We start from the raw sequence: 12,245 nt of genomic DNA on the forward strand, positions 1-12,245 counted from the left end.
GCTGGCCTACACTGTGCAGGCAGCCGCGACGGCGACGGCCGGACGCGGGGGAGGCCGAGCCCGTGCGCCATCGAATCCCCTTCTTGATTGCCTTGTGCCTGGCCATCGCGGCCGTGCTGCTGCTGTGGTTCCGCATGCCCGTCCCCGCGGCCCCCGCCGACGCGCGCCCGGAGGCCGCGGCGTTGACCGCGCCAGCGCCCGTCACCAGCGGCGCCCAGTCCCGCGCCAGCACGCCGCCCACCCCGCCGCTGGAGACCGCCCCCAACGCCGAGCTGGGCGCCTTCGTGGTGCGCGTGGTGGACGCCCAGGGCCCCGTGACGGGCGCGCGCGTGCGGGCCTACCTGCGGGTGGGCGCGGACGGCACCGGGGCCACGCCGTGGCGCCGCGCGGGTGACGGCACCACGGCGGACGGCGGCGTGCTCCGCCTGCCCGCGGCCCCCGGCGACTACCTGCTGTCCGCGCATGCGCCAGGCCACGGCCCCGTGCGGCTGGAGGCCACGCGGCCGCTCGGCGAGGCGGAGACGGCCGTCGAGCTGCGCCTGCCCGACGGCGTGACGCTGAGTGGGCGCACCGTGGCGGAAGGGCGCGAGGAACCGGTGCCGCTCGCCTCACTGAGGCTGCGGCCCTACCCCGGGACGCCCACGGCCTGGGCGGCCCCCACCGGCTTGCCGGAAGAAGCGGCGGAGACGACGAGTGACGCCCAGGGCCGCTTCGCCTTCACGCAGCTGGCGGCCGGACGCTACGAGCTCACCGCCGAGGCGCCGGGCTTCAGCCGCCGCACCTTGCGCCTGCTCCAGGTGCCGCAGGCCGGTGAAGTCGTCGTGGGGCTCTGGGGCGCGAGCACCCTGGAGGGCTTCGTCGTCGACGCGAAGGGCCAGCCCGTCGCGGACGCGGAGGTGATGGCGACGGGAGGCACCGCGCCGGTGCGCGTCACCACCGGGGAAGGTGGCGGCTTCGCGCTGGAGGTCAACGCGGGGACGTGGGTCGTGTCCGCGCGCCGAGGGGACCAGCTGGGCCGCGTGCCGGGGCCGCTGTCCGTCGCGCCGGGCGAGACGCTGCGCGGGCTCGTGGTGACGCTGGGCGCGGCCAGTGGCCTGACGGGCACGGTGTCCACGGTGGAGGGCGCGCCGGTGCGCGGGGCCATCCTGGTGGCGTCTCCCGCGGGCGGCCAGGGCGAGCTGGGCCGGGCGGCGTCCGAGGACGATGGCGGGTGGCGGATGGACGTCCCTCCCGGCGAATACGACGTGACGGTGCGCGCGGCGGGGATGACGGGCCGCGTGTTCGAAGCCGTGGTGGTGAACCCGGGCGGCCACACGCCCCTGGACGTGCGGCTGGAGCCCGCGACGGCGGCGCTGGAAGGCCTGGTGGTGGACGCGGAGGGACGGCCGCTGGAAGGCGCGCAGGTGCGTGCCGAACCGGAGTCCTTCTCTGGCGTGGCGCACACGGCGCTCACCGACGCCGAGGGCACCTGGAAGCTGGAGGGACTGGAAACGGGGCCCACCTCCGTGCGCGCGCGGCGCGAGGGCTCGCAGCGGTGGACGTCCCGCATGGAGACGCTGAAGGCGGGAGTCGTCACCCGCGTGGACTTCACCCTGGCGGACTCCGGCTCCGTGTGGGGGCAGGTGACGCGCGCGTCGGGCGGGCCGCTGACCGAGCCCGCGCTGGTCCACGCAGTGCCTCGGGGCGGCTCGGGCACGGCCTCCACGGAGACGGATGCACAGGGCCAGTTCCAGCTGGAATTGCCCGCGGGCGTCTACCAACTGGTCGCGCTGCTCCACCAGACGCCCGCCATCTACTTCCACATGGAGAGCGACCCGTTCGTGACGGTGCCTTCAGGCGGCGCCGTGCGGCAGGACCTGCTGTTGAAGGAGGACTCCGTGTTGTCCGGCGTCGTGCTGGAGCCCTCCGGGGTGCCCAGCCCGCTGGCCATCGTGGCCGCCATCCAGGGCGGGGACTTCCCCATGACGCGCAAGGAGCGCGCGGACGAGTCGGGCCAGTTCGCCATGCCGCCGCGCCCCCAGGGCGCCCAGCCCCTGGAGCTGGTGGCCCACAACGCGGGGCGCGTGGGGCGGCTGCCCGCCGCGCATGAGGACCAGGCGCCGCTCACGGTGCGGCTGGAGCCCGCGGCCACCCTGCGCGGGCGCGTGGTGGCGGGCAGCGGCGCGGCTCCGGATGGCTTCGTCCTGGAGCTGCTCGAGGCCAACGGTGAGGCCCTACCCTGGGCCGGCGCCTGGCCCACCACGCGGCGCTTCGCTGGCAGCACCTTCGTGCTTCCAGACGCGCCCGCCCAGCCGCTGAAGGTGACGGTGCGCACCGAGGACGGCCGCACGGGCGAAGCCCAGGTGACGCTGCGGCCCGGGGGCACCTCGGACGTGGAGGTGCCGCTCACCGGCGGCGTGGCGTCCATCTCCGGGCGCGCGGTGTGGAGCAAGGGGGGCGGCCCTGCGTCAGGGGTGGCGGTGTTCCTCGACAAGGCCGTGGGTGGGCGCCCGGATGCCTTCACCGGGCAGGACGGACGCTTCCGCCTGAGCGACGTGCGCCCGGGCATCCACACCGTGCGGCTGCTGCCGCCGGAGGGCCGCGTGGAGACGCGCACCGTGAAGGTGGCGGAGGCGGAGGCCACCGACGTGGGTGACGTCACGGTGTCCCCGCGCCGGGCCACGCCGGGCACGCTGGGCGCGGGCTTCAGCGAGGACCGGGGCCACGTCGCCTTCGCGTGGCTGACGCCGGACGGGCCCGCAGCGCGCGCGGGCGTCAACGTGGGGGACCGGCTGGTGGCGGTGGATGGCCAGGTGGTGCGCGACAGCACGGAGGCGGAGTCCCGCACCCGGGGTGCGCCCGGCACGCCCGTGCGGCTCCACGTCCGGCGCGCGAATGGTGAGCAGGAGGTGCTCGTCACCCGCGCGGAGTGAGGCCCGCTACACCTTCTCCAGCACGCGCGACAGCACCTGCGCGGTGAAGTTCACCAGCGGAATCACGCGCCGGTAGTCCATGCGCGTGGGGCCGATGACGCCCACCGTGCCCAGCACCTGCTCCTGGTTGCCGTAGGGGCTGGCGATGACGGTGACGTCGCCGGCCGCGGAGAAGTCGCTCTCCGCGCCGATGAAAATCTGCATCTCGTTGGCCACCTGCACCCGGTCCAGCAGCGACAGCAGCTTGTGCTTCTCATCCAAGGCCCTGAAGAGCGCGCGCATGCGCTCCACGTCCGCGAACTCCGGCTGCTCGAAGAAGGAACCCGTGCCCTGGATGAGCACCCGCTCCGTGGACGCCAGGTCCGTGGCCGCCGCGCCCAGCTTCAGCGCCTTGGCCGTCAGCGCGTTGTAGAGCGCCTGCTCCTGGTCCATCTCCGCGCGGATGCGCTCGCGCGCCGACTCCAGCGGCACCTCCCGCAGCAGCTCCGACAGGTAGTTGCTCGCCTTGAGCAGTTCGTCAGAGGTGATGGGGAACTCCACGGTAATCGCCTTGTTGTGCACCTGGCCGCTCTGCCCCACCAGGATGGCGAGCACCCGGTCCTCGCGCAGCCGGACGAACTCGATGCGCCGGAACACCGCCGACTCCGGCCGCGGCGCCACCACCACGCCCGCGTGGCGCGTCAGCGAATGGAGGATGCGGCTGGCCTCGCCCAGCATCTCCGCCAGGTCGGCCTCGTGCGCGAGCCCCGCGTGGATGAGCTCCCTGTCACGCGGCGTCGGGTCCTTCAGCTTCACCAGCGTGTCCACGTAGAAGCGGTAGCCCTGGTCGGTGGGAACACGCCCGGCGGAGGTGTGGGGCTTCTCCAAGAAGCCCAGCTCCTCCAGGTCCGCCAGCACGTTGCGCATGGTGGCGGAGGACACCTCGAACCCCGACCTGCGGGTGAGCTGCTGACTGCCAACCGGCCCGCCCGTGGAGATGTACTCCTGGACGACCGCCCGGAGGACTTCCTTCTCACGTTCACCCAGCTCTTCGGACATCCCTGGCGCTCACTCCGGAGCCACCGGTGCGGCGGCATCTCCGCCCTGGCTCCATGGGAAAGTCTAAGGAAGCGGCCCCGGGCATTCAATCCGGGAGCCGCCCTGTCCCTACGGGCAACCCGGCGCGACATTCCCGACGCGAACATTCCAGCCAGCCGGACGGCCGCCCCGACGCACGAGCGCGCTGCCCGTCACTGTACTTCCCCGGAAAGGGCCCGGCTGTGACGTGTGGCAATGCCCACATGGCCGGCGAAATTCGCCGGCGATACAAGCCGCGCCGTGCCCGCCTCGCGTGCCGCGTCCCTCCCCGTCTCACAGCCAGCCCCCGTCAGCCTGCCCTCTGGAGACGTCCTTCCCGGAGGCGCCCAGCGCGGGTGGCTCATCGCCAGCCTCCTGTCTCTATACGTTATTTGGGGCTCCACCTATCTGGCCATCCGGTGGGCGCTGGAAGGCGGCATGCCGCCGTTCCAGATGTCAGGAGTGCGCTTCGTGCTCGCCGGCGCCCCGCTCTTCGCGGTGCTGTGGCTGCGCGGGGCGCCCGTGCCCACGGCCCGTCAGTGGGGCGCCAGCGCGCTGGTGGGCCTGTTGCTGCTGGGCGTGGGCAACGGGGGGCTCGTCTTCGCGCAGCAGTCGGTGCCGTCGGGCGTGGCCGCGCTGGTGGTGGGCAGCCTGCCCTTGTGGACAGCGCTCTTCGGGGGACTCTTCGGCCAGTGGCCGGGGCGCGCGGAGCGCTGGGGACTGGCCGTCGGTTTCGGCGGCATCGTCCTGCTCAACCTGGGTAGCGACATGGGCGGCGGCCTGCTGCCGACGCTGGCGTTGCTGGTGTCGCCCATGAGCTGGGCGCTGGGCTCGGTGTGGAGCCGCCGGCTGCCCATGCCGCAGGGACTGATGTCCACCGCGGCGCAGATGCTGTGCGGTGGCGTCATCATGCTGGGATTCGGCCTGCTGATTGGGGAGCGCCCCACGGCCATGCCCACGCCCAAGGCGGTGCTCGCGTTCTTCTACCTCGTCATCTTCGGCTCGCTGGTGGGCTACAGCGCCTATGGCTACCTGCTGCGCAACGCGCGCCCGTCGCTGGCCACCAGCTACGCCTACGTCAACCCGGTGCTGGCGGTGTTCCTGGGCGGCCTCCTGGCGGGCGAGACGATGACGCCCACGGCCTGGCTGGCCATGGGCGCCATCCTGGGCGCGGTCGTGTTGCTGACGCGCAAGAAGTGACGCTCAGTTGACGAGCAGCACCTTGCCCACGCCGCTCTGCTCCGCCAGCTTCTGCGCTTCCTTCACCTGCTCCAGCGGGAAGCGCTTGCTGACGGGGATGACCAGGTCGCCCTTGGCGACGGCCTGCCCCAGTTGCGTCAGGCGGCGCGAGTCCGGGTGCGTGAAGATGGCGCGCACGGTGATTTGCCGCCCCTTGGCCTCGGGAGGCTCACCCAGGACGCTGCCGAGGGTGCCGCCGGGCTTCACCTTCTCCAGCACGCTGGCCACCACCTTGCCGCCCACGGTGTCCGCCACCGCGTCCAGCATGGGCAGCTTCGCGAACTCGTCCGCGACGTCGAGCGCGAAGACGCCGTCCACGCCCAGCTTCTGCGCCTCCGCCTTCTGGTTGGCGCGCACGCCGGCCAGCACCTTCGCGCCCCGGGCTTTCGCCGCGAAGACGGCGGCGCGGCCCACCGCCCCCAGCGCGCCGATGACGAGCACCGTGTCCCCCTTCTTGGGGTTCACCGCCTCTTCCATCAGTTGCACACCAGTGAGCGTGACCAGAGGGAGCGCGGCGGCGTCCTTCAGGTCCATGGACTCAGGGACCTTCGCCCAGGACTCCACGGGCGCGACGACCTTCTCCGCGTAGCCCGCGTTCACCACACCCATGACGCGGTCGCCTGGCTTGAAGTCGTTGACGCCCGGGCCCACCTCCATGACCTCACCGGCCACGTCCCGCCCGAGGATGGTGGGGAACTGCACGGGCATCATCGCCTTCATGTCCCCGCGGCGAATCTTCCAGTCCACGGGGTTGATGCCCGCGGCGGTGACGCGGACCTTCACCTCGCCCGGCCCCACCTTCGGCTCGGGCATGTCTTGAATGGCGAGCGCATCCACGTCTCCATAGGACTTGAGCACCACGGCTTTCATGCGGGCCTCCCAACGCGAAAGAGCTGACGTCGCGCGAAGGGTAATCACTCATGGAGGCCGCCCACTGCGGCGCCTGCCCGTCCCTACCTCCCCCTTGCTGGAAGGGCGGCCGGCGGGTCCGGGGCAGGCGAGCTTCAGGATGGAAAATCGAGCATTGGTTCGGACGGTAGATGCTCAACGAACCACTGTAAGACACCGCTATCACCGGCTGGCCCGCCACATCCAACGCCAGGGTCGAATACGTCTGGTGGCCTGACCTCGAGGCCAGGTCCGTCGACAGCGCTCCCCGAGCGTACCAGGAGACGTAGGTACCCTGCGTCGAGTCACCACCGATGAACGTCACCAGCGCGCGTCCCTCGGCATCCACCGCGACTGACGGGCAACGGCGTCCTTGCCTCTGGAACGAATGCTCCGCGGACGTCACGACACGGCGGTCCCAGGCCGCACCAGACCATTGAGCGACCACCACCTTCTGATGGTAGGCACGGGCATCCAGCTCCGCCCAGACCGCCACGGGCCGTCCATCGGGCGTCGTGGCCAGCGCGGGTTCGGAGACCTGATGATTCAAGGCATCCAGGCCTTCGTGGATGAGCCGGCCTCCCACCGCCACCCAGCCGGAGCCGTTCCAGTGTCGGACGTACAGTCCCGCTCCGACTTCCGAGGACTCTGCTTCCGCCCAAGCAAGGAAGACGCCCCCCGAACCATCCACACTCAACGCAGGAGCCTCTGTCGACACGGTGGCTTCCGGGCCCATCCCCACCCGCTGCACCGCTCCCAATGGCCGCCACTGGTCGGCTTCCCAACGCTGCACGCGAATGCCGTCAGCGGCGCTCCAAGCCACGACCGGACGACCTTCGCTGTCCACGACGAGGCTGGCGCCAGACAACTCCGCCGCTTCAGGCGCGTTCAGGCGTCCCCCCAGGGGCTGCCAGGTGGGTGGCACCCACTGGAAGACGTGGAGCGCCGGACTGGCATGCGCGGATTCGTGGTGCTGGAACGCAATCACGGGGTGGCCATCCGAGCCCAACGCGAGCAGGGGGTCAGAGACACCTGCCGCCTCGGACGCGCCCGGCACGACGACCGGCTCCCCGACCTGCTGCCAATGGCGTTGCTGCTGGCGTCCCACGACGATGTGCGTCCCAAGCCTGGCCCCATCGTGCTGCCCCTGGCCGGAGACGTCGGCCAGCGCGAGTACCGCATCCCCGTCCGGCCCCACGGCCAACGCCGGCCGGCCTACGACCGAGAGTGGCGTGTATCCCAACCCTGGAGACCAGGTCGACAGGTACATGGGGTCTCTCATGAAAAGGGGGACGCTCCAGGTCCAGGAGTAACGCGGCCCCTTTTCCGGGTTGAATTGCGCGGGGTTCCCAGCCAGGTCCGTGATGTTTCCCAGGGGCAGCGAAGCCGAGCCCTCCGCTGGCAGCAGGTCGGGAACGCCGATTGGCGCGAACACGAGCAAGCCACTGTGGGCCAAGGACATGCGGGGCGTCAGTTCCCGGTCATTGACCCGGACGCTGGCCGTCACATCTTCGTCGCGGGCGAACCGGACGGGCTCCGAGAACTTCACCTGCAGGGTCGATGCATGACTGGGGAACAAATCCGTCGACTGGGGAGATGCCTCCACCACGACGGGCCCCGTGCGGTCCACCGACACGGGGTGCTTCGGGCTCATGAGGGTGTGGCCCTTCCATTGGGTTCGAGCCTGGAGTTGATAGATGCCCTCGGGTTTGTCCGTCGTGTCCCACGTGAATTCGAAAGGCGGCAGCAGGGTGGCCAGCAGTGCGCCATCCAGGAAGAGCTCCACCGTTTCGGGTTGCCCCCCTTGCATCTGCACCGTCACGAGGAGGCTTCCGTTGACGTGCTCCATTCCCCGCGCGTTGTTGATCTCCAGCCGCATGGAATCACCAGGGGAGTGATTCGGTGGAGTCCCGTCGGAAAGGTCACCACAGCCGAGCAGGGACAGCGTGGCGATGAGGAGGGAGGAACGCGCGGAGGGCAAGGAGAGAGAGCGAGGCATCAGGGCTCCAAGGCATGCGGTGTCGTGCGCCCTTTGGACACGCGAGCCTGGACGCATGGGAACCTGGAGCTTCAGAAGTTCCATCCCAGCCCGACACCAGCGCTCGCGAGCGGCGTCAGCTCCGCTCCCTGGGGCAGCGGCATCACGGCCCCACCCACCGAGCCGGTGACGACCAGGGACATTCGTTCGACGCCAATCCACACCGAAGCGCTCACGCCACCGTACGGCGCCGTCCCCGACCTGGATGCACCCGACTCATCCTGCAGGACGAAGAGAGCGCCCAGCTCCGGGCCGAGCACCAAAGCACCCCACCGGCCATGGAACCTGCGCCCCGTGCCCAGCCGCAGTGACCACTCCGTCTGACGGAGACCTCGGCTCATCACGGACGTGCTGGCGCGTCCGGCGGCCGTGCCCCACACCACGTCGAGAAGGCCCGGGCGGAGGGGCGCGTTGAACAAGGCCTGGAGCTGCCCCCCCATGCCCGGACCGAAGTGGCTGGCCGTCCGCGTCGCGAAGGAGCCACCCAGGTGCACCGCGCCTCGCCATCCGCTGGAGCCCTTTTCCTTCATGACGACCAGCGCCCCCTTGCGGAGCAGCGGCTCATCCACCAGCACATGCCCCTTCTCCGGCACCGCGACGCGCAGCTCCAGCCACGAGGCGTCCCGCCGCGAGCGCAGGCGGTAGCTCCCCGGCGGCAGGGCCAGCATCACCGGGCCACTCCCCTTGGAGAAGACGCCCATCACCACGCCGTCCTGCTCCGAGGCCACCACCCACTCGCCCGGCTCGGGCACGGTGATGAGCAAGCGGCTGGGCGCGAGCACGGGTTCGGTGAGCACCAGCTCGCCCTGCCCCTTCAAGTCGAAGTGGAAGTTCGGGTGCTGGGTGCCCGCGCGGGTCAGCAGCGTGGACTCCACCGTCCTCCCGTACGCGTAGGCATAGGACTCCTGGAGCGTGACACGCCCATCCCGGTTGAGGTCACCCGCGCCCCGAAGTCCCGCCAGCAGGTGGTGCGTGAAGAAGGAGCCCTGAAGGTCGTCGGCCTCCTGCGAGGCCTCGTCCGCGCTCGATGACGTGACGATGACGCGCCCCTTGATGGCGGGCGCGGACCACTGCACCAACCGCTCCTCCACCGGCTCCAGTCCCTTGATGCGGGTGGCCGCGCCGGAGCGGCACGAGTCGATGAACATCACCGCCACGCTCACCGGTGATGCTTCCATGAACGCCACCAGGTCCTTCACGGGCAAGCGCGTTCCGGAGAGGTGCAGCGCCTCGCCATCCGCGTGGCTCGACACGTAGACGAGCAACTGGTCGCCCGGCGTGGCATCGCGCGCCATGCGTTCGCGCAGCGTCCCCAGGGCCGCCTTCACACGGTTCGCATCCGCGCCCAGGACGACCTGGGCATCCTCCGGGTGGAGCCCGCCCGCGTCTCGGAACAGGGTGAACATGCGGCGCGCGTCCGCATCGGCGAAGCGCAGGGGCTCGTCCGAGGCCAACCCCCGGTTGGCGCCGATGAGGAGCGCATAGCGCCTGGGGGGCGGTGCTTCTCCGGCGGGAGCCTGGGACAGCAGCGCGGCGGTCAGCAGCGAGAGCAGCATCATGGGCTGGCGTTCACGGGGACGGCGAGACGGTAGTGGTGTGCCGCGCCTTCCAATGGCGCGGGGGGCTGGCAGTCCAAGGACTGCTTCCGCGCCGCGCAGGCGGCGGCGCGAATCGCCAGGGCCGCCCGGCCCGGTTCGGCCGGCAGCGGGGCATCCGAGAAGAAGGCATCCAGCACGAAGTCTCCGGGCGTGACGATGAAGGTCGGCGGCATCACCAGCGCGGCCGGGTCTCCCGACTGCATGCCCCGCGAGGGCCATAGGAGCGACACCTTGCCCGCCGCATCCGTGGCGAACACCAACGCATACCGGTAGGGCGCCGTCTTCAGCGAGAGCGTCACCACGTCTCCGGGCGACAGCGGCGCATCCACGGCGCCGTCCGCCTGCCTCACCACCGAGACGAAAGGACCGCCCTTGACGCGGACGCCTTCCGGCGGCTCCCGCAGCACCACCACCGACGCCAGCCCCAAGGCCAGGGCCAGTGGAACCGCCCACCGCCACGTCCCGAGGAACCCACGCGCAGGTGCGGCACGCTGTGCCAGCACCCGCGTCCGCGTCCACGCGAACTCAGGCGCCTCACGCGCCGCGCCCGCCGCCTCGCGCAGCCGCGCCAGCCGTGCCTGGCACTGCTCGCACGCGGCGAGATGCGGCGGCGGAGCCGCGTCGCCCACGACCAGCTCATCCAGCGCGAGCCTCGACAGGTGCCCGCTCATGGTCGAGGCTCCAGCGCGAGCTCCCGCGCGCGAGCCCGAACCTTCTCCAGTTCGCGCCCCACCGTCTTGCGCGACAGGCCCACCACCTCCACGATTTCCTCCTGGGTGAGCGCGTCCACGAAGTGGAGCGTCGCAATCTGGAGGGCCCGGTCATCCAGCTCGCGAGCCAGCACCCGCAGCAGGTTGCGCGCCTCCACTTCCTGCGGGTCCGCGCCCGCCTCCTCCGCTTCGGAGGGTGCCTGGGCGGGGACGTCCTTCAACGCCCGGCTCCGCAGCATGTTGAGGCAAACATGGGTGGTGACCCGGAAGATGTAGGTCATGGGGCGTGCCTCCGCGCGAAACGCCCCACCCGCCTGGAGGAGCCGGCAGAAGACCTCCTGCACGGCGTCCCAGGCATCCGAATCGCGGCCAAGCAGGGTCCTTGCCCTCCCGTGGACGGTGGGCGCGTACTTTTCATAGAGGTCGGCGAGCTCCGAGGCGCCTAGTCCCCGGGCCATTTTCTCTCCACGCTCCATTGGACACGCGACCGTGCCAGCGTGGGAACATCCCCCTAGAAAAAACGCGGCCGTCCCCTTCGTCTGGAAGCGCGGGTGGCGCCCACCAAGCTCCGCGGCCATTCGCCGGTGCTTCAGCCCTTCTCCACTCACGCTCCGCAGGAAATCGCCGTGTCCCAAGCCTTGTTCGAAGCCATTGCCCGCGGCGATACCGCCGCGGTCCGCACCCTCGCCGCCACCGCGGGCCCCGCCCTCCGCGACGAATTCGGACGTCCACCGCTCAGCGCGGCGGCCTCGCGTGCGGGCACCGCGGATGTGGAAGTCCTCCGGGCCCTGCTGGACGCGGGCGCCGACGTGAACGCGGTGCAAGGCGAGGACAGCGACGAGGAGACAGGTTGGACGGCGCTGCACCAGGTCTGCCTCCAGGGCACGTTTCCGAACGCCATCCATGCGGCGCGACTGCTGCTGGAGCGCGGTGCCACGCCGAATGGCAACACGAAGGATGGCGGGTTCTCCCCGCTCTTCTTCGCACTGAAGACGCACCACCTGGGCATCGCGGAAGCGCTGCTGAAGGCGGGGGCCGACGCCAACGCCCCGTTCAAGACGGGCAGGCCCTTGCACTCGCTCGTCCACTTCTATCGTGAGCGCAAGACGGGGAACCATCAGCCGGGCGAGGCCGAAGCGATGGCGACCGACGCCGTGACGCTGCTGCTCGCGCACGGCGCCGACGCGGCGGCTCGCGACGAGCAAGGTGAGTCCGCGCTGGCGAAGGCACTTCTCCACAAGTTGCCAGCGGAGTTCGTCCTGGCGCTGATCGCCGCGGGGGCGCCGCTGGACGAGCGCGTCGACCTGGGCAAGAAGCCGGCGACGCTCCTCGTCTCGCCCGCGGCCATGGCGATTGGCCTGGGCCAGCCCGTGGAGGTGCTCGTGGCCATGCTGAAGCGAGGCATCGACACGACGCAGCCCACGGAGCCCGACGCGCAGAACCTGCTGCACTACGCCGCGATGAAGCGCAACGACGCGGTGCAGAGCATCCTCCAGCTTCGGCCCGAGCAGGACGTCAACCCACGGGACGACAGCGGCGCCACGGCGCTGTTCCTCGCCGCCTGGAGGGGACTGAGCGCGAGCGTCTCCGCGCTGCTTGAGCGGGGAGCGAACCCAGACCTGGCGGACGAGGGCGGCAACACGCCGCTGCACACCGCGGCACGCAACGGGCATGGCGAGGTCATCGAGCTGCTGCTGGCGGCAGGGGCCGATGCGCGGCTGCGCAACGCGGCCGGAGAGAGCGCGGCGGACCGCGCCCGCCAGCAAGGACACACCCAGTTGGCGGAGCGGCTGAGCTGAAGCTC

At 71.1% G+C, this 12,245-nt stretch carries 8 protein-coding genes; 3 read left to right on the forward strand and 5 right to left on the reverse strand.

Translation table 11 applies throughout. The annotated features are described in order from the left end of the window. The first annotated feature begins 62 nt into the window (after positions 1 to 62). On the forward strand, positions 63 to 2,912 hold the full coding sequence (locus tag OZ403_RS35515; RefSeq protein WP_268782836.1) for a carboxypeptidase regulatory-like domain-containing protein: 2,850 nt from the start codon (positions 63 to 65) through the stop codon (positions 2,910 to 2,912). Positions 2,913 to 2,918: 6 nt separating this feature from the next. Here OZ403_RS35515 and hrcA read toward each other — a convergent pair whose 3' ends face one another. After that, positions 2,919 to 3,950 carry a heat-inducible transcriptional repressor HrcA gene (hrcA, locus tag OZ403_RS35520; RefSeq protein WP_140795632.1) on the reverse strand — a complete coding sequence of 344 codons (1,032 nt, stop codon included), beginning with the start codon at positions 3,948 to 3,950 and terminating at the stop codon, positions 2,919 to 2,921. Between the two features lie 234 nt (positions 3,951 to 4,184). On the opposite strand from hrcA, the gene yedA reads away from it, so the two are divergent. Then, positions 4,185 to 5,168: a drug/metabolite exporter YedA gene (gene yedA / locus OZ403_RS35525; RefSeq protein ID WP_140800179.1), complete on the forward strand. Its 984-nt coding sequence runs from the start codon at positions 4,185 to 4,187 to the stop codon at positions 5,166 to 5,168. A gap of 3 nt (positions 5,169 to 5,171) precedes the next feature. Here yedA and OZ403_RS35530 read toward each other — a convergent pair whose 3' ends face one another. From OZ403_RS35530 to OZ403_RS35545, 4 genes are all read right to left on the reverse strand, one after another. Beyond that, positions 5,172 to 6,077, reverse strand: coding sequence for an NADP-dependent oxidoreductase (locus tag OZ403_RS35530; protein WP_140795634.1), 906 nt, complete (start codon positions 6,075 to 6,077; stop codon positions 5,172 to 5,174). 2,088 nt (positions 6,078 to 8,165) lie between these two features. Then, entirely contained in the window at positions 8,166 to 9,692 is a 1,527-nt protein-coding gene (locus OZ403_RS35535) for a caspase family protein (protein WP_140795636.1), read from the reverse strand. Beyond that, positions 9,689 to 10,402, reverse strand: coding sequence for a hypothetical protein (locus tag OZ403_RS35540; protein WP_140877658.1), 714 nt, complete (start codon positions 10,400 to 10,402; stop codon positions 9,689 to 9,691). Before OZ403_RS35540 ends, OZ403_RS35535 begins: the two co-directional genes overlap by 4 nt. Continuing rightward, positions 10,399 to 10,899, reverse strand: coding sequence for a sigma-70 family RNA polymerase sigma factor (locus OZ403_RS35545; RefSeq protein WP_174258979.1), 501 nt, complete (start codon positions 10,897 to 10,899; stop codon positions 10,399 to 10,401). Before OZ403_RS35545 ends, OZ403_RS35540 begins: the two co-directional genes overlap by 4 nt. A gap of 168 nt (positions 10,900 to 11,067) precedes the next feature. On the opposite strand from OZ403_RS35545, the gene OZ403_RS35550 reads away from it, so the two are divergent. Further along, positions 11,068 to 12,240 carry an ankyrin repeat domain-containing protein gene (locus tag OZ403_RS35550; RefSeq protein ID WP_268782837.1) on the forward strand — a complete coding sequence of 391 codons (1,173 nt, stop codon included), beginning with the start codon at positions 11,068 to 11,070 and terminating at the stop codon, positions 12,238 to 12,240. Positions 12,241 to 12,245: the final 5 nt, after the last annotated feature.

This window comes from Myxococcus sp. NMCA1, from assembly GCF_026810205.1.
Taxonomy (GTDB): Bacteria; Myxococcota; Myxococcia; order Myxococcales; family Myxococcaceae; genus Myxococcus; species Myxococcus xanthus_A.

Coding starts and splice junctions, on each gene's coding strand:
- yedA (WP_140800179.1), top strand. CDS start 4,185: ATGCCCACATGGCCGGCGAAATTCGCCGGCGATACAAGCCGCGCCGTG.
- OZ403_RS35535 (WP_140795636.1), bottom strand. CDS start 9,692: ATGATGCTGCTCTCGCTGCTGACCGCCGCGCTGCTGTCCCAGGCTCCC.
- hrcA (WP_140795632.1), bottom strand. CDS start 3,950: ATGTCCGAAGAGCTGGGTGAACGTGAGAAGGAAGTCCTCCGGGCGGTC.
- OZ403_RS35530 (WP_140795634.1), bottom strand. CDS start 6,077: ATGAAAGCCGTGGTGCTCAAGTCCTATGGAGACGTGGATGCGCTCGCC.
- OZ403_RS35540 (WP_140877658.1), bottom strand. CDS start 10,402: ATGAGCGGGCACCTGTCGAGGCTCGCGCTGGATGAGCTGGTCGTGGGC.
- OZ403_RS35545 (WP_174258979.1), bottom strand. CDS start 10,899: ATGGCCCGGGGACTAGGCGCCTCGGAGCTCGCCGACCTCTATGAAAAG.